Annotated in this window: 18 protein-coding genes; 14 read left to right on the top strand and 4 right to left on the bottom strand. The window is 59.9% G+C overall.

Annotated features, from left to right (window positions below):
* The first annotated feature begins 4 nt into the window (after nt 1-4).
* The 4 genes from kdsA to ispD all read left to right on the top strand — a co-directional run bounded on the left by kdsA (nt 5) and on the right by ispD (nt 3,451).
* On the top strand, nt 5-850 hold the full coding sequence (gene kdsA / locus ACTJLA_RS23765) for a 3-deoxy-8-phosphooctulonate synthase (protein ID WP_003189190.1): 846 nt from the start codon (nt 5-7) through the stop codon (nt 848-850).
* Nucleotides 851-1,007: 157 nt separating this feature from the next.
* The gene (gene eno, locus ACTJLA_RS23760) at nt 1,008-2,297 is read left to right on the top strand and encodes a phosphopyruvate hydratase (RefSeq protein WP_198791118.1); all 1,290 of its coding nucleotides are present in this window, start codon (nt 1,008-1,010) and stop codon (nt 2,295-2,297) included.
* 171 nt (nt 2,298-2,468) lie between these two features.
* Nucleotides 2,469-2,747, top strand: a complete 279-nt coding sequence (gene ftsB / locus ACTJLA_RS23755; RefSeq protein WP_003189195.1) for a cell division protein FtsB — start codon at nt 2,469-2,471, stop codon at nt 2,745-2,747.
* Nucleotides 2,744-3,451: a 2-C-methyl-D-erythritol 4-phosphate cytidylyltransferase gene (gene ispD, locus ACTJLA_RS23750; protein ID WP_198791117.1), complete on the top strand. Its 708-nt coding sequence runs from the start codon at nt 2,744-2,746 to the stop codon at nt 3,449-3,451. The genes ftsB and ispD overlap by 4 nt, the downstream gene beginning before the upstream one ends.
* Nucleotides 3,452-3,580: 129 nt before the next feature.
* Here the strand turns inward: ispD and ACTJLA_RS23745 are convergent, their stop codons facing one another.
* The gene (locus ACTJLA_RS23745; RefSeq protein ID WP_034126841.1) at nt 3,581-4,477 is read right to left on the bottom strand and encodes a LysR substrate-binding domain-containing protein; all 897 of its coding nucleotides are present in this window, start codon (nt 4,475-4,477) and stop codon (nt 3,581-3,583) included.
* Between the two features lie 109 nt (nt 4,478-4,586).
* Between ACTJLA_RS23745 and ACTJLA_RS23740 the strand changes: the two genes are divergently transcribed.
* The 8 genes from ACTJLA_RS23740 (at nt 4,587) to rpoS (ending at nt 11,710) form a co-directional block, all read left to right on the top strand.
* The gene (locus ACTJLA_RS23740) at nt 4,587-5,699 is read left to right on the top strand and encodes an S-(hydroxymethyl)glutathione dehydrogenase/class III alcohol dehydrogenase (RefSeq protein ID WP_014717243.1); all 1,113 of its coding nucleotides are present in this window, start codon (nt 4,587-4,589) and stop codon (nt 5,697-5,699) included.
* A gap of 8 nt (nt 5,700-5,707) precedes the next feature.
* On the top strand, nt 5,708-6,553 hold the full coding sequence (fghA, locus tag ACTJLA_RS23735) for an S-formylglutathione hydrolase (RefSeq protein WP_058410376.1): 846 nt from the start codon (nt 5,708-5,710) through the stop codon (nt 6,551-6,553).
* Between the two features lie 54 nt (nt 6,554-6,607).
* On the top strand, nt 6,608-7,081 hold the full coding sequence (gene ispF, locus ACTJLA_RS23730) for a 2-C-methyl-D-erythritol 2,4-cyclodiphosphate synthase (RefSeq protein WP_034126843.1): 474 nt from the start codon (nt 6,608-6,610) through the stop codon (nt 7,079-7,081).
* Entirely contained in the window at nt 7,078-8,136 is a 1,059-nt protein-coding gene (gene truD / locus ACTJLA_RS23725; RefSeq protein WP_200582778.1) for a tRNA pseudouridine(13) synthase TruD, read from the top strand. Before ispF ends, truD begins: the two co-directional genes overlap by 4 nt.
* Entirely contained in the window at nt 8,124-8,873 is a 750-nt protein-coding gene (surE, locus tag ACTJLA_RS23720) for a 5'/3'-nucleotidase SurE (RefSeq protein WP_003189210.1), read from the top strand. Before truD ends, surE begins: the two co-directional genes overlap by 13 nt.
* 41 nt (nt 8,874-8,914) lie before the next feature.
* Complete coding sequence (locus tag ACTJLA_RS23715; RefSeq protein ID WP_169850588.1) at nt 8,915-9,550, top strand: protein-L-isoaspartate(D-aspartate) O-methyltransferase; 636 nt, start codon at nt 8,915-8,917, stop codon at nt 9,548-9,550.
* 209 nt (nt 9,551-9,759) lie between these two features.
* Entirely contained in the window at nt 9,760-10,596 is an 837-nt protein-coding gene (locus ACTJLA_RS23710) for a peptidoglycan DD-metalloendopeptidase family protein (protein ID WP_032893170.1), read from the top strand.
* Nucleotides 10,597-10,702: 106 nt separating this feature from the next.
* A complete protein-coding gene (gene rpoS, locus ACTJLA_RS23705; RefSeq protein ID WP_034126846.1) occupies nt 10,703-11,710 on the top strand; it encodes an RNA polymerase sigma factor RpoS in 1,008 nt (335 codons plus the stop codon).
* Between the two features lie 232 nt (nt 11,711-11,942).
* On the opposite strand, the gene ACTJLA_RS23700 is transcribed toward rpoS, so the two are convergent.
* Nucleotides 11,943-12,152: a cold-shock protein gene (locus tag ACTJLA_RS23700; protein ID WP_002554837.1), complete on the bottom strand. Its 210-nt coding sequence runs from the start codon at nt 12,150-12,152 to the stop codon at nt 11,943-11,945.
* 388 nt (nt 12,153-12,540) lie between these two features.
* On the opposite strand from ACTJLA_RS23700, the gene dcd reads away from it, so the two are divergent.
* Nucleotides 12,541-13,107 (top strand): dCTP deaminase, encoded by a 567-nt coding sequence (dcd, locus tag ACTJLA_RS23695; protein ID WP_003189215.1) that lies wholly within the window; start codon nt 12,541-12,543, stop codon nt 13,105-13,107.
* A 108-nt stretch (nt 13,108-13,215) separates the two neighbouring features.
* Nucleotides 13,216-13,413 (top strand): hypothetical protein, encoded by a 198-nt coding sequence (locus ACTJLA_RS23690; RefSeq protein ID WP_005785769.1) that lies wholly within the window; start codon nt 13,216-13,218, stop codon nt 13,411-13,413.
* Between the two features lie 23 nt (nt 13,414-13,436).
* Here the strand turns inward: ACTJLA_RS23690 and pdeM are convergent, their stop codons facing one another.
* Both pdeM and ACTJLA_RS23680 read right to left on the bottom strand, forming a co-directional pair.
* Complete coding sequence (gene pdeM, locus ACTJLA_RS23685) at nt 13,437-14,087, bottom strand: ligase-associated DNA damage response endonuclease PdeM (RefSeq protein ID WP_259285014.1); 651 nt, start codon at nt 14,085-14,087, stop codon at nt 13,437-13,439.
* A complete protein-coding gene (locus ACTJLA_RS23680; RefSeq protein ID WP_314549179.1) occupies nt 14,087-16,567 on the bottom strand; it encodes a ligase-associated DNA damage response DEXH box helicase in 2,481 nt (826 codons plus the stop codon). The genes pdeM and ACTJLA_RS23680 overlap by 1 nt, the downstream gene beginning before the upstream one ends.
* Nucleotides 16,568-16,695: the final 128 nt, after the last annotated feature.

Below are 16,695 nucleotides of genomic sequence, written 5' to 3'. Positions count from 1 at the left end.
CCTGATGGCCCAGAAGATCATTCGCGTAGGCGACATCGAGATTGCCAACGACAAGCCCATGGTGCTGTTCGGCGGCATGAACGTGCTGGAAAGCCGTGACATGGCGATGCAAGTGTGTGAGGAGTACGTGCGGGTCACCCAGAAACTGGGTATCCCTTACGTCTTCAAGGCCAGCTTCGACAAGGCCAACCGTTCGTCCGTGACCTCCTATCGCGGCCCGGGCCTTGAAGAAGGCATGCGGATCTTCCAGGACATCAAGCAAGCCTTCGGCGTGCCGATCATAACCGACGTCCACGAGCCTGAGCAGGCTGCCGTGGTCGCCGAGGTGTGCGACATCATCCAGTTGCCGGCCTTCCTGTCGCGCCAGACCGACCTCGTAGTCGCCATGGCCAAGACCGGCGCGGTGATCAACATCAAGAAAGCCCAATTCCTCGCTCCTCAGGAGATGAAACACATCCTGAGCAAATGCGTGGAAGCCGGTAACGACCAGTTGATCCTTTGCGAGCGGGGTTCGAGCTTCGGCTATAACAACCTCGTGGTGGACATGCTCGGTTTCGGCATCATGAAACAGTTCGAATACCCAGTGTTCTTCGACGTGACCCACGCGCTGCAAATGCCCGGTGGTCGCTCGGACTCCGCTGGCGGGCGACGTGCCCAGGTGACGGACCTGGCCAAGGCGGGCATGAGCCAGTCCCTGGCGGGCCTGTTCCTTGAAGCTCACCCGGACCCAGACAACGCCAAATGTGATGGCCCATGCGCGCTGCGCCTGGACAAGCTGGAGCCATTCCTGGCCCAACTCAAGCAGTTGGACGAGCTGGTCAAGAGTTTTCCGACGGTAGAGACCGCGTAACTGGCATTTCTCCGGTAGAATTTCCCACGCTTTACGCTCAGGCCCCCGGGCCTGAGCCTTGTCGTCTGCAAGCCTGCCCCGTTGTTCCACCCTTGCGGTCGGTCAAAAGATTTCCTTCAGCTGCGTCGTTTTCGTCAACTTTGGAGTGTTTACAACAATGGCAAAAATCGTCGACATCAAAGGTCGTGAAGTTCTCGACTCCCGTGGCAACCCCACCGTCGAAGCCGACGTGCTTCTCGATAACGGCATCATCGGCAGCGCCTGCGCGCCGTCCGGTGCTTCCACCGGTTCGCGCGAAGCGCTGGAACTGCGTGATGGCGACAAGAGCCGTTACCTGGGCAAGGGTGTACTCAAGGCTGTAGCCAACATCAACGGTCCGATTCGTGACCTGTTGCTGGGCAAGGACCCGCTGGACCAGAAAGCCCTGGACCACGCGATGATCAAGCTCGACGGCACTGAAAACAAAGGCAGCCTCGGCGCCAACGCCATCCTCGCGGTATCCCTGGCCGCCGCCAAGGCAGCAGCCCAGGACCAGGACCTGCCGTTGTACGCACACATTGCCAACCTGAATGGCACTCCGGGCGTCTACTCGATGCCGGTGCCGATGATGAACATCATCAACGGTGGCGAGCACGCGGATAACAACGTCGACATCCAGGAATTCATGGTGCAGCCAGTGGGCGCCAAGTCCTTCTCCGAAGGCCTGCGCATGGGCACCGAGATTTTCCATCACCTCAAGGCTGTACTGAAGGCCCGTGGCCTGAGCACTGCCGTGGGAGACGAAGGTGGTTTCGCGCCGAACCTGGCCTCCAACGAAGATGCACTGAAAGTCATCTCCGAAGCTGTGGCCAACGCTGGCTACACGCTGGGCACCGACGTGACCCTGGCCCTGGACTGCGCCGCCAGCGAATTCTATGAAGACGGCAAGTACAACCTGTCCGGCGAAGGCCAGGTGTTCGACTCCGAAGGCTTCGCTGAATACCTCAAAGGCTTGACCCAGCGCTACCCGATCATCTCGATCGAAGACGGCTTGGACGAGTCCGACTGGGATGGCTGGAAAATCCTCACCGACAAGATCGGCGAAAAAATCCAGCTGGTGGGTGACGACCTGTTCGTGACCAACACCAAGATCCTGAAAGAAGGCATCGACAAGAAGATCGCCAACTCGATCCTGATCAAGTTCAACCAGATCGGCACCCTGACCGAAACCCTGGAAGCCATCCAGATGGCCAAGGCCGCGGGCTACACCGCCGTGATCTCCCATCGCTCCGGCGAAACCGAAGATTCCACCATTGCCGACCTGGCCGTGGGTACTGCGGCGGGCCAGATCAAGACCGGTTCCCTGTGCCGTTCCGATCGCGTCTCCAAGTACAACCAATTGCTGCGCATCGAAGAGCAATTGGCAGGTAAGGCCAAGTACAACGGTCGCGGCGAGTTTCGCGGCTAAGCAGTAAATGGTAAAAAGTCGGCGGATTGCGTTGGAAATCTCACGAAAATGTGAATTTCGGCGCTAATCTGCTGACTGGCAAGCGCAAGCCTGGGTTTTCCAGGCTTTGTGCTATCAGTTGCTGCAAAAGGTTTGCATGACTGTCTTTATTCAATGGATACCCGGATTTCGATGCGCAGTCCCAATTGGTTGTTCCTCGTCTTGCTCTTGTTGCTGGCTGGCCTGCAGTACCGCCTATGGGTCGGTAATGGCAGCTTTGCGCAGGTGGAAGAGTTGACCCAGCAAATTGCCGACCAGCGTGCCGAAAACGAACGCCTGCTGGAGCGCAACCGTGTCCTCGACGCTGAAGTGCTTGAGCTGAAAAAAGGCACGGAGACCGTTGAAGAGCGGGCTCGTCATGAGTTGGGCATGGTCAAGGAGGGCGAGACCCTCTACCAGTTGGCCCAATGAGCCACGATTTACCGGCCTTCTGGGCCGTGATTCCTGCCGCGGGCGTCGGTGCCCGTATGGCTGCGGACCGTCCCAAGCAGTACCTGCAATTGGGCGGGCGCACTATTCTCGAACACAGCCTCGGCTGTTTTCTCGACCATCCATGCCTCAAGGGCCTGGTGGTCAGTCTTGCAATTGACGATCCTTATTGGCCCACCTTGGCATGCGCCAATGACCCGCGTATCCAGCGTACCGACGGGGGCTCGGAACGTTCCGGCTCGGTACTCAATGCGCTGCTGCAACTCAACGCCCTGGGCGCAAGTGATGACGACTGGGTGTTGGTGCATGACGCTGCGCGGCCTAACCTGAGCCGTGATGACCTCGACAAATTGTTGGCGGAACTGGCTGACGATCCGGTAGGCGGCCTGCTGGCGGTACCGGCACGCGACACCCTCAAGCGTGTCGACAAGCATGGCCGTGTGGTGGACACCATTGATCGCCGCCTGATCTGGCAGGCTTACACGCCGCAGATGTTCCGCCTGGGCGCCTTGCATCGCGCCTTGGCCGACAGCCTGGTGGCCGATGCGGTGATCACCGATGAAGCGTCGGCCATGGAATGGTCTGGGCAGGCACCGCGCCTGATCGAAGGGCGTTCGGACAATATCAAGGTGACTCGGCCGGAAGACCTGGAGTGGTTGAAGTTGCGCTGGGCTAACCGGCGGTAACCCGTCAGACCGAATCTGCTTCATCGCAGGCAAGCCAGCTCCCACATTTGATCGCTGCCACATCAAACAACACGTCCAACTGTGGGAGCCGGGCTTGCCCGCGATGAGGCCGGTGCAGACCACCTCAATTCAATGCTTGTACTCCGGCCTCTGCGCCAATCCCACCTTCAAGAAATCCACCAGCTTCCTCACCTTCGGCGACAAATGCCGCTGCTGCGGATACAGCGCCCACACGGCGGTATTCGGCGGTTGATGAGCCTGCAGCAGCGACACCAACGCCCCGCTGTGCAGATGCTCCAGCACGTAGTAATCCGGCAACTGGCACAAGCCCATGCCTTGCAACGCGGCATCCAACACCGCTTGCCCACTGTTGCAGCGCCAATTGCCTTGCACACGCTGGGAAAATTCCCGCCCATCCTGGGCCATTTGCCAGATATCCGAGCTGCCAATCAGACAGTTATGCCGGCTCAACTCCGACAAGCTGTGTGGCCGACCGTACCGTTCGAGGTAGGAGGGGGAGGCGCACAGGTACATGCGCCGAGGCGCAAGACGGCTGGCGACCATGCGCGAGTCTTGCAGGCGTCCCAGGCGGATGGCCAGGTCGAGGCCTTCATGGACCAGGTCCAGCGAGCGGTTGGTCAACTCGATGTCCACGCGCAGTTGCGGATAGTGCGCCATGAACCGCGTCACCAGCGGCACGATAAAACGTTCGCCATAGGCCACGGCGCAGGTCATGCGCAACATGCCCTTGGGTTCGCTGGTCAGGTCGCCCACCGCCCGCAACGCTTCCTCGCGACCGTCCTGCAGGCGTTGGCAGTGCTGCAGGAAGGTCTGACCGGCTTCGGTCAAGGTCACCTTGCGCGTACTGCGGTACAGCAATCGGGTTTGCAGGCGTTCTTCAAGACGCGCCACTTGCCGGCTGACATGGGATGAAGACACCCCTAACCGTTCGGCCGCCGCCGTGAACTGGCTGCATTCGGCCACCGCGACAAACTCGTCAATGCCTTCCCAGCGGTTCTCCAGCATGCTGATTGTCCCTGTACGGCAATAATGTTTTGCTTTGGTCCGGATTATTCATCAATGGGCGATGTTTTACACTCACGGCCTCAGTTTTTAACCCGATGGAGAAACCCGGATGATCAAGTCCCGTGCCGCCGTAGCCTTCGAAGCCAAGAAGCCCCTTGAGATTGTTGAAGTGGATGTCGCCATGCCCAAGGCTGGCGAGGTGCTGCTGCGGGTAGTTGCGTCCGGCGTGTGCCATACCGACGCCTACACCTTGTCGGGCGCCGACCCGGAAGGCATTTTTCCGTCGATCCTCGGCCATGAAGGCGGCGCAGTGGTGGAAGCCATCGGCGAGGGCGTAACTTCGGTGGCTGTGGGCGATCACGTGATCCCCCTGTACACCCCGGAATGCGGCAAGTGCAAGTTCTGTCTGAGTGGCAAGACCAACCTGTGCCAGGCCATTCGCGCCACGCAGGGCAAGGGCTTGATGCCGGATGGCACCACGCGTTTCTCCTACAAGGGCCAGCCGATTTTCCACTACATGGGCACCTCGACGTTCTCCGAGTACACCGTGCTGCCGGAAATCTCCGTGGCCAAGATTCCTAAAGAAGCGCCGCTGGAAAAAGTCTGCCTGCTCGGTTGCGGTGTCACCACCGGCATCGGTGCGGTGATCAACACCGCCAAGGTCAAGCCGGGCGACACCGTGGCCGTCTTCGGCCTGGGCGGTATTGGCCTGTCGGCGATTATCGGTGCAGTCAAGGCCAAGGCCGGGCGCATCATCGCCATCGATATCAACCCAGCCAAGTTCGAAATCGCCAAGCAACTGGGTGCTACCGACTGCATCAACCCGAAAGACTACGACCGCCCAATCCAGGATGTGATCGTGGATTTGACCGACGGCGGCGTGGACTTTTCCTTCGAGTGCATCGGCAACGTACAACTGATGCGTGCGGCTCTTGAGTGCTGCCACAAAGGCTGGGGCGAGTCGGTGATCATCGGTGTGGCCGGTGCTGGCCAGGAAATTGCCACTCGCCCATTCCAACTGGTCACCGGGCGCGTCTGGCGTGGGTCGGCGTTTGGTGGCGTGCGCGGTCGTACCGAATTGCCAAGCTACGTGGAAATGGCTCAGTCCGGTGAAATCCCGCTGGACACCTTCATCACCCACACCATGGGCCTGGAAGATATCAACAAAGCGTTTGACCTGATGCATGAAGGCAAGAGCATTCGTACCGTCATTCACTTCTGAGGTCGGCCATGAGTCTGGAAAACCTGTCATGCCAGAAGAGCTTCGGCGGCTGGCATAAACGCTACAAGCATCATTCGGATGTGCTCGGTTGCGACATGACCTTCGCGGTCTATCTGCCGCCGCAAGCAGAGCAGGGCGGTAAATTACCGGTGCTGTATTGGCTGTCCGGTCTGACCTGTACCGATGAGAACTTCATGCAGAAAGCCGGCGCCCAGCGCATGGCCGCCGAGTTGGGCTTGATTATCGTCGCGCCGGACACCAGCCCCCGTGGCCCCGGCGTGCCGGGCGACCCGGACAATGCCTGGGACTTCGGCCTCGGCGCCGGCTTCTACCTCAATGCCACCCAGGAACCCTGGGCCAAGCACTATCGGATGCATGACTACGTGGTACAGGAGTTACCGGCCTTGGTGGAAGCGCATTTCCCTGCGTCGGATAAGCGCGGCATCAGCGGCCACTCCATGGGCGGTCACGGTGCGCTGGTCTGTGCGCTGCGCAACCCTGGACGTTACCTGTCGGTGTCGGCATTTTCGCCGATCAACAATCCGATGGACTGTCCTTGGGGTCAGAAAGCCTTTTCCCGTTATTTGGGTGAAGAGCGCTCTAAGTGGCGTGAATGGGATGCGTGCGTGCTGATCAGCGAAGCCTCGGAAAAGCTGCCGCTGTTGGTGGACCAGGGCGATCGCGACGATTTCCTCGCCGTTCAGCTAAAGCCTGAAGCCCTGCTGCAGGCGGCCAAGGCAGCCAACCATCCGCTGGAACTGCGCCTGCAGCCTGGCTACGACCACAGCTACTTTTTCATCGCCAGCTTCATCGAAGACCATTTGCGTCATCATGGGCGTGCTTTGCTCGGTTAATCTGAGGCAAAAGTAGGTAGAATCACGCCCTGAATTAAATCGGGGCGTTTTTTTATGCGTATTGGCCACGGCTACGATGTGCACCGTTTCGCTGAAGGCGATTTCATCACCCTGGGCGGCGTGCGCATTGCACACCACCATGGGTTGCTGGCTCATTCCGACGGCGACGTGGTCCTGCACGCCTTGAGCGATGCCTTGCTCGGCGCGGCTGCATTAGGCGATATCGGCAAGCACTTTCCGGACACCGACCCCACCTTCAAAGGGGCGGACAGTCGTGTGTTGCTGCGCCATGTGGTCGGCCTGATCCATGCCAAGGGCTGGAAGGTCGGCAACGTCGATAACACCATCGTCGCCCAGGCGCCGAAAATGGCCCCCCATATTGAAGCGATGCGCGCAGTGATCGCCGCAGACCTGCAAATTGAATTGGATCAAGTCAACGTGAAAGCCACTACCACCGAAAAGCTCGGGTTTACCGGTCGTGAAGAGGGCATTGCGGTGCACTCCGTCGCCTTGTTGCTGCGCGCATGAACGACCTGCAACTGCTGGGCCCGCGGGCCTATGGCGAGGCCCTGGGCAGCGCGGTACTGAAGGCCACGGCCGAAGACTTCCAGGTTGATGAGGTGCTGGACCTCCCGCTGACCGGCGATGGCGAGCACCTGTGGCTGTGGGTGGAAAAGCGCGGTTTGAACACTGAGGAAGCCGCACGGCGTATCGCCAAGGCTGCTGGGGTGCCATTGCGCACCGTCAGCTATGCCGGGCTCAAGGATCGTCAGGCCCTGACCCGCCAGTGGTTCAGCGTGCAGTTGCCCGGCAAGGCCGACCCGGACATGAGCGGCGCAGAAAACGACACCCTCAAGATCCTTAAAACCGCCCGTCACAAGCGCAAGTTGCAGCGTGGGGCCCATTCGGCCAATGGTTTCACCTTGCGCCTGACCCAACTGGCCGGCGACACCGCTGCCATCGACGCACGTCTGCAGTTGATTGCCCGGCACGGCATCCCCAATTATTTCGGCACCCAGCGTTTTGGCCACAACGGCGGCAATGTGGTGGATGCTCGCGAGTGGGCTGCCCGCAAGGCCCTGCCCGAGCAGCGCAACGTGCGCTCGCGCTTGCTGTCCACGGCTCGCAGTTACCTGTTCAACCAAGTGTTGGCGGCCCGCGTCGCCGACGGTTCATGGCAGCGTGCCCAAGTTGGCGATCTGCTGGCGTTTACCGACAGTCGCAGTTTTTTTCCGGCCGGGGAAGCTGAGTGCAGTGACCCGCGGCTTGCGATCCTGGACCTGCATCCCACCGGCCCGCAGTGGGGCGAAGGCGATTCGCCGGCGAAAGGTCTTACATACGAGTTGGAACAATCTGTCGCCGCTGGAGAAGCAGACCTACGTGATTGGTTGGTGAAGGCGGGAATGAGCCAGGAACGTCGCATTCTGCGACTGCCCATTGGCGGGTTGACGTGGCATTATCCCGGGCCTGACATTCTGCAATTGGAATTCGTCCTGCCGGCCGGATGCTTCGCCACTGTCTTGGTGCGCGAGCTTGTTGATCTGGTGCCGGTGGGGCAGACGGACAGCCCATGCGTATTCTGATATCAAACGATGACGGTGCCACCGCACCCGGTCTTGCTGCGCTTCATGCTGCGCTGCAGGATTACGCCGAGTGCGTGGTGGTTGCCCCCGACCAGGACAAGAGCGGCGCCAGCAGTTCGCTGACGCTCGACCGTCCGCTGCACCCGCGGGTCCTGGCCAATGGCTTTATCAGCGTTAACGGCACCCCCACCGACTGCGTGCACCTGGCAATCAACAGTTTGCTGGAGCACCAGCCAGACCTGGTGGTCTCGGGGATCAACCTGGGCGCCAACCTGGGCGATGACGTGCTGTATTCCGGCACCGTGGCGGCGGCCCTTGAAGGGCGCTTCCTGGGCCGCACCGGCTTTGCCTTTTCCTTTGCTTCGCGGCAACTGGATAACCTGGCGACGGCGGCCTACTACGCGCGCAAGTTGGTGGAGGCCCATGCTTCCCTGGACCTGCCGCCGCGTACGGTGCTCAACGTCAATATCCCCAACTTGCCCCTCGACCATATTCGCGGTATCCAACTCACGCGCCTGGGCCATCGCGCCCGTGCGGCGGCGCCCTTGAAGGTGGTCGACCCTCGCGGCAAGGAAGGGTATTGGATCGCCGCCGCCGGCGACGCCGAAGATGGCGGCGAAGGCACGGACTTTCATGCGGTGATGCAAGGCTATGTCTCCGTTACTCCTCTGCTGTTTGATCGCACCTTCAGTGATGCCTTCAGTGGCCTTGATGGCTGGCTGGAGGGACTGCGTTGATGGCTCGTGAACAAGACGATCTGTTGCGCCGTGGGATTGGGATGACCTCCCAGCGCACCCGGGAGCGGTTGATCCAGCGTCTGTATGAAGAAGGCTTGTCCAACGCGCAGGTGCTGGAAGTGATCCGGCGCACGCCGCGGCACCTGTTTGTCGATGAGGCGCTGGCACATCGCGCCTATGAAGACACAGCGTTGCCCATCGGCCACAACCAGACCATCTCCCAGCCCTACATGGTCGCGCGCATGAGCGAGCTGCTGCTGGCGGCGGGGCCGTTGGACAAGGTGCTGGAGATTGGTACCGGCTCCGGCTACCAGACGGCCGTGCTGTCGCAATTGGTAGAGCGGGTGTTTTCGGTCGAGCGCATCAAGGTGCTACAGGACCGGGCCAAAGAGCGTTTGGTGGAGCTGAACCTGCGCAACGTGGTATTCCGCTGGGGCGATGGTTGGGAGGGCTGGCCGGCGCTGGCGCCCTACAACGGTATCATCGTCACCGCCGTCGCCACCGATGTGCCGCAAGCCTTGCTGGATCAATTGGCGCCTGGCGGGCGTTTGGTCATCCCGGTGGGCTCCGGCGAAGTGCAACAGTTGATGCTTATTATCCGCGAAGACGAAGGCTTTTCCCGGCATGTACTCGGTGCTGTGCGTTTCGTCCCCTTGCTCAACGGCCCGCTGGCCTGATCATTTATTCGCGCGCAGTGAATTCTGTAGACGGGGATGTGTCTTACGGCGGGGTCTATTGAATCAACACACCTGGCAGCCACGATTAAACATGATGAATTTTTCCTTTCAGTCAGGTGCCAGTAAAAAGCCAATGCCCAGTTATACTTGCGTCATATTTCAAGCCTGATCCAGGCGTTAACGTTCAGCCACCACAAAGGGAGCGGCGGGTGAGTCTCACAGGTCCTGCGCAGCGAATGAGTAAAACAAGCTTTCAGCGACTGGTGCTTGGCCTTGTCTTGAGTTCCTTATTGGCAGCCTGCTCGAGCACGCCATCCGGCGGTGCGCGGGTCGTTGACCGTACCAACGCAACCCCCCAGAGACCTACGGTCACCACCGGCCAATACGTGGTGCGCAAAGGCGACACACTGTTCTCGATTGCCTTCCGTTATGGCTGGGACTACAAGGCGCTGGCCGCCCGTAACAACATTCCTGTGCCGTATACGATCCATCCCGGGCAGACCATTCGTTTCGATGGTCGCTCAGGTTCTGCACCTACGGCAGTTGTGACAAAGTCGGGTTCTTCGCCATCGTCCTCGAGCAAGACCACCATCATCACTCGGCCTGCAGGCAGCGCCGCGCCTACGGTTGCGAGCAAGCCGGCACCCGCGCCGTTGCCACCTGCCGGGCCTGCGCCGACCGGATGGGGATGGCCTTCAAACGGAGTGTTGATTGGAAAATTCTCTTCAAACGGTAGTTTGAATAAAGGCATTGATATCGCCGGGGATTTGGGACAGCCTGTTTTAGCTGCGTCTGATGGGACAGTGGTGTACGCCGGGAGTGGTTTGCGGGGCTACGGCGAGCTGGTCATCATCAAACACAGCGATACCTACGTCAGTGCCTACGGTCATAACCGCAGGTTGTTGGTTCGGGAGGGGCAGCAGGTCAAGGTCGGACAGACGATTGCCGAAATGGGGTCAACGGGCACAGACCGGGTGAAACTGCACTTTGAGATTCGCCGCCAAGGGAAGCCTGTAGATCCGCTGCAATTCCTGCCCCGTCGTTGATGTGTTGCACAGCCTGTTCCCTCACGTAGAAGGAACAGGCTCCAGCGTTGCCAAGGATAGAGGCGTCGCTTGAGCTTGAGGTCGAACTCACCAAAGGACTATAACAATGGCTCTCAGTAAAGAAGTGCCGGAGTTTGACATCGACGATGAGGTTCTCCTTATGGAGACCGGCATCGATTTGGAAACGATGTCAGATAATGAAGGGGTATCACCACCTTCAGTTCGCACCAAATCCAAAAATGCTGCCGCTTTGAAGCAGCACAAGTACGTTGATTACACGCGGGCGCTCGATGCGACCCAGCTGTACCTCAATGAAATCGGCTTTTCCCCTCTGTTGACCCCCGAAGAAGAAGTCCATTTTGCGCGTCTGTCGCAGAAGGGCGATCCGGCTGGGCGTAAGCGCATGATTGAAAGCAACCTGCGCCTGGTGGTGAAGATCGCCCGACGCTACGTCAATCGTGGGCTTTCCCTGTTGGACCTGATCGAGGAGGGTAACCTGGGCTTGATCCGGGCTGTGGAGAAGTTCGACCCTGAGCGGGGCTTCCGTTTCTCCACCTATGCCACCTGGTGGATTCGCCAGACCATCGAACGGGCGATCATGAATCAGACCCGCACGATCCGGTTGCCGATCCATGTGGTCAAGGAGCTCAACGTCTACCTGCGGGCGGCGCGTGAGCTGACGCAAAAACTCGATCATGAACCTTCGCCTGAAGAGATCGCCAACCTCCTGGAAAAACCGGTAGGGGAGGTCAAGCGCATGCTGGGCCTTAACGAGCGTGTCTCTTCGGTCGATGTCTCGCTGGGTCCGGATTCGGATAAGACCCTGCTGGACACCCTGACCGATGATCGTCCGACAGACCCTTGCGAGCTGCTGCAAGACGATGATCTTTCCCAAAGTATTGACCAGTGGCTCTCAGAGCTCACGGACAAGCAGCGTGAAGTGGTGATTCGCCGCTTCGGCCTGCGCGGCCATGAGAGCAGCACCCTGGAGGATGTAGGCCTGGAGATCGGCCTGACCCGTGAGCGGGTGCGGCAGATCCAGGTAGAGGGCCTCAAGCGCTTGCGCGAGATCCTGGAGAAGAATGGCTTGTCGAGTGAGTCGTTGTTCCAATAACGATTGGTAGGGCAGCGATCACAAAACGCCCGATGCATGTGAATGCACCGGGCGTTTTGCTGTGCCCTGATCGTTCCCATGCTCTGCGTGGGAATGCAGCTCTGGACGCTCGGCGTCCCAAAGCGCGACGCCGAGCGTCACAAGAGGCGTTCCCACGCAGAGCGCGGGAACGATCAGGCATAAAAAAACCCCGCTTTTAAGGGCGGGGTTTTTTCGACTAAGTCAGTACAAGTTAGATAACTTGAACTTCTTCAGCTTGCATGCCTTTCTGACCGCGGGTAGCGATGAAAGAAACCTGTTGGCCTTCTTTCAGGCTTTTGAAGCCGTCGGATTGGATAGCTTTGAAGTGAACGAACAGGTCGTCACCGGATTGTGGAGTGATGAAGCCGAAGCCTTTTTCATCGTTGAACCACTTAACGGTACCAGTTTGGCGATTAGACATGGTGTATCTCCTTGGACAAAGTTAACTGCGACTCAGGAAAAGCCCTGGCCGAGACTGAGTGCAAAGAGCAGGAAAAATTCTTGGAGATGGTTGGATCGAAATTCAACATATCGTGTAGAGATTCTCAGTGACACAAGCAGCACAGTGGCGCCACCTTAACCCTTTTTCCGGAACGTGCCAATGGTATTTCCGAAGGTTTCTCTATTTTCGTGACTGGCGGTGGTATTTACAGACATCCCTCACGGCAATCCCGCCCCCGGCCGTGTTGGCTGAGGCTTATAGCGCGCAGGGCTTTGATCAAGAAAACCCTTGTGGCCTTTGAACCCCAAGGCTGGCCCCGGTAAGATGGCCCACAGATTTTTTTCGCCTCGCTATTCAGGACACCGCCATGAGCATCAAATCGGACAAGTGGATTCGCCGCATGGCGCAGGAACACGGCATGATCGAGCCGTTCGTCGAACGCCAGATTCGTGGCGAAGGCGACGAGCGCGTGATTTCGTACGGCGTTTCCAGCTATGGCTACGACGTGCGTTGCGCCGATGAATTCAAGGTGTTCACCAACATCAATTCGGCGATCGTCGATCCGAAAAACTTCGACGAAAAGAGCTTCGTCGACGTCAAGAGCGACGTGTGCATCATCCCGCCCAACTCCTTCGCCCTGGCGCGCACCGTGGAGTTCTTCCGTATTCCTCGCGACGTGCTGACCATCTGCCTGGGTAAAAGCACCTATGCCCGCTGCGGCATTATCGTCAATGTCACGCCGCTTGAGCCTGAGTGGGAAGGCCACGTCACCCTGGAATTCTCCAACACCACCACCTTGCCGGCGAAAATCTACGCCAACGAAGGCGTGGCACAGATGCTGTTCCTGCAGTCCGATGAGGCCTGTGAAGTGTCCTACAAAGACCGTGCGGGCAAGTATCAGGGCCAACGCGGCGTCACTCTCCCACGCGCTTGATCGAAAGCGCCTACGGGTAAAGGGAATTTGTCTGCAGAAAGTGACTCTATCTAGGTGTACTGCTTCGGCGCGTGTGAAACGCGCCGGGCCATACTTGAGGAGTACCCTATGAAGATCGACCCGCGAATCAGCGCAGAACTCGCCCGGCTTGAACCCAACCAGATTGGTGTTCTGGCCTGGTCCTTGATGGCCAACCCCGCGCACGCGGGGGGCATCCCTGGTCAACCCGAACCTGATTACCCGCAGCCTACCGAGCCGGGTGAGCCGACCTTACCGGACGAGCCGCCACCCGCGCCCGTTGCCTGAAACCTGAGCAGGCTTGTTTCGATTCATTGAATCGGCCAGACCTGGTGATCGCCAATCACAAAGATTCGCTGGTCCTGGGCCTGCTCCACGGCATAACCCCCTGTAAACGCGCCGAAGGCTGGCAGCAGGCTAACCTGAGTGCCGATCTGGAAGCATGGCAGGCGTAGCCGCTGGCGCCCTTTGCCGCGCAGGTGGTACACCGGATGCACATGCCCCGCCACTACATGATGGCTGGCGTGGGCGTCTGGCTCATGTTGCAAGGCGAAAGGGCCCATCAGCAGGGGCTCGGGGATCACCTCGATGCCCAGATCCAACGGTGGGTCGCCGGCGCTTTTGTCGTGATTGCCGCGAATCAAGGTCAAGGCCAATGTGCGATTGCGCTCACGCCAGGCCCTGATTGCGTTCAGGGTGCCGCTGGCGTGAGAGCCGGGACCGTGGAGGAAATCACCGAGAAAGATCAACTGCGCGCACGGTAGGGCCGATACGAGCCTGTCCAGGCGTTCCAGGTTGGCCGTAGTCGTGCCCTGTGGCACCGGTTGTCCCAGGCTGCGATAGGCCGAAGCCTTGCCAAAATGCGCATCGGCAATCAGCAGGCATCGGCGTGCGGGCCAATACACGGCCTTGTCCGGCAATAGCCAGAGTTCTTCGCCTTCAACCGTCAGTGGGTAATGCATCAGCCTTGCCCTTTATCGGCGACTTTTTCCAGGTCCTTGACCATCCGCGCGATGCGCTCCGAGAGTTTTTCCGAGCTCATGCTTTCGCGCATCCGTTCTACCAGCAGCGGAAAGGCCAGGGGCGTGGGCCGCTGGATCCTGTGCAAGTCCAGCTTCAATGTCGACAGATGATTCAGCGTCTGTTCCAGCCGGCGAATATCCAGCTCGTCCCGCAGAACTTCTTCTCCTGCCTGGGCCAGCAGCAGATTTTGTGGGTCATATTGCTTGAACACTTCAAAGAACAAACCACTGGAAGCCTGCACTTGTCGCGTGCTTTTTGGCGCGCCGGGATACCCGGCAAATACCAGCCCGGCGATTCGCGCAATCTCGCGAAAGCGGCGCAGGGCCAGTTCACCGGCATTGAGGCTGGCAATTACGTCAGCCAGCAGGCCTTGGGGGCTCAGCAACCGAGTATTCAACAATTGGGGCCACTGCACCTCGGTGGCGCTCAACAGCTCCAGGCCATAATCATTCACCGCAATCGAAAAGGTCAGCGGCTGCTGCTGGCTGACCCGCCACGCCAGCAAACTGGCCAAGCCCAGGTGTACCTGGCGGCCAGCGAACGGATACAAAAACAAGTGCCAGCCCTCCCGCGACCGCAGGGTTTCAGCCAGCAAATGCTCGCGGGTCGGCAGCCCGGACCAGCGCAATTGGGTGTGCAGCAACGGTTGCACCGCCTTCATCTCTGGGCCGTCGAAGTGCCCATGCGCGGCGGTATCAAAACGCTCGACCACCGCCTGGGCCAGTTCGTTGGAAAGGGGCATGCGCCCGCCATTCCAGCGTGGCACGGCGGCTTTTTTCGCGTTGCTGCGGCGCACATAGGCGGTCATGTTTTCCACACGCACCAGTTCCAGCAAGCGCCCGGCGAACAGAAACCCATCCCCCGGCTTGAGCCTTGCAATAAACCCTTCCTCGACACTGCCCAGGTTCTTGCCGCCGCCGCCCTTGCTCCAGAACTTGAGCTGGATACTGGCATCACTGACGATGGTGCCGACGCTCATGCGGTGGCGGCGTGCCAGGCGGGCATCCGGAACACGCCAGATGCCGTGCTCATCGGGCTCCACCCGGCGGTAATCCGGATAAGCGGTGAGTGACAGGCCACCATGGCGCACAAACCCCAGGGCCCAGGCCCAATCCGCTTCGGTGAGGTCGCGATAGGCCCAGGCGCCGCGCACTTCGTCCAACAGTGCCGCCGGAGTAAACCCGCCGCCCAAGGCCATGCTGACCAAGTGTTGGACCAGCACATCCAGCGGCTTGTAAGGTGATTCCCGCGCTTCGATGCGCCGTTGGGCGATCGCATCCTGGGCGGCTGCGGCTTCCACCAGCTCCAGGCTGTGGGTTGGCACCAGCGTTACCCGTGAGGGCCGCCCTGGCGCGTGGCCGGAACGCCCGGCGCGTTGCATCAACCGCGCTATGCCCTTGGCGGAGCCGATTTGCAGCACCCGTTCCACCGGCAAGAAGTCCACGCCCAGGTCCAGGCTGGACGTGCACACCACCGCCTTGAGTTGCCCGTCTTTCAACGCTCGCTCCACCCAGTCCCGGGTCTCCCGCGATAGCGAGCCGTGGTGCAGTGCAATTAATCCGGCCCAGTCCGGTCGGGCGTCGAGAATCGCCTGATACCAGATTTCCGATTGGGCCCGGGTGTTGGTAAATACCAGGCAACTGCTGCTGGCCTCTACCTCGGCGACCACTTGCGGCAACATCTTCAAGCCGATATGCCCGGCCCAGGGAAAGCGCTCGGTGACGGGCGGCAGCAAGGTGTCGACCTTCAGTGCCTTGGCCGTTTGCCCCTGTACATTGATGCCGCCGCCCTGTGGAACCAGTACCTCCAAAGCGTGGGCCTGATTACCCAGCGTCGCGGAAATACCCCACACCATCAATTCAGGATGCCAGCGCCGCAAGCGTGCCAGTGCCAGTTGCAACTGCACGCCGCGCTTATTGCCGATCAGTTCGTGCCATTCATCCACGATGACCATGCGCAGGTGCGCCAGGCTGGTTTCACTGTCGGCACGGGCCAGCATCAACGTCAGGCTTTCCGGGGTGGTGACCAGGGCGGTGGGTTGGCGACGGGTCTGGCGCGCGCGTTCACTGCTGCTGGTGTCACCGGTGCGCAGGCCCACGCTCCAGGGAATCTGCAACGCCTCCAGTGGGGCTTGCAGGGCGCGTGCGGAGTCGGCGGCCAAGGCGCGCATTGGCGTGATCCACAGCACGGTCAGCGGCTCGGCAGGTGGTTTGCGTTTGCCTGTGGCGGGCGGGCGGGTGATGGCGAAACGGTTGAGGGCGGCAAACCAGAGGGCATAGGTTTTCCCCGCCCCAGTGCTGGCATGCAGTAACCCCGACTGGCCGGCCTTGACCGCGGCCCATACCTCTTTCTGAAAGGCGAACGGTTTCCAGCCTTTGGCGGCGAACCATTGTTTGGCGAAATCGTGGGTTTTTGCCATGCGGCAGCGGACGCTCTGGAGGGGTTAGTTCAAAGACCCCTGAGGCAGCGCCGACGTTCAACTGCCTAATGCCATTCAGTCAAGCAGAAGCGCTGCCCTGTGGCGAGGGAGCATGCTCCCGCTGGACT

The organism is Pseudomonas sp. 22072, assembly GCF_052046095.1.
In the GTDB taxonomy this organism is placed as follows: Bacteria; Pseudomonadota; Gammaproteobacteria; order Pseudomonadales; family Pseudomonadaceae; genus Aquipseudomonas; species Aquipseudomonas paracarnis.
The sequence above is the reverse complement of the archived record's forward strand: the minus strand, read 5'-3'. Positions and strand labels throughout refer to the sequence as shown.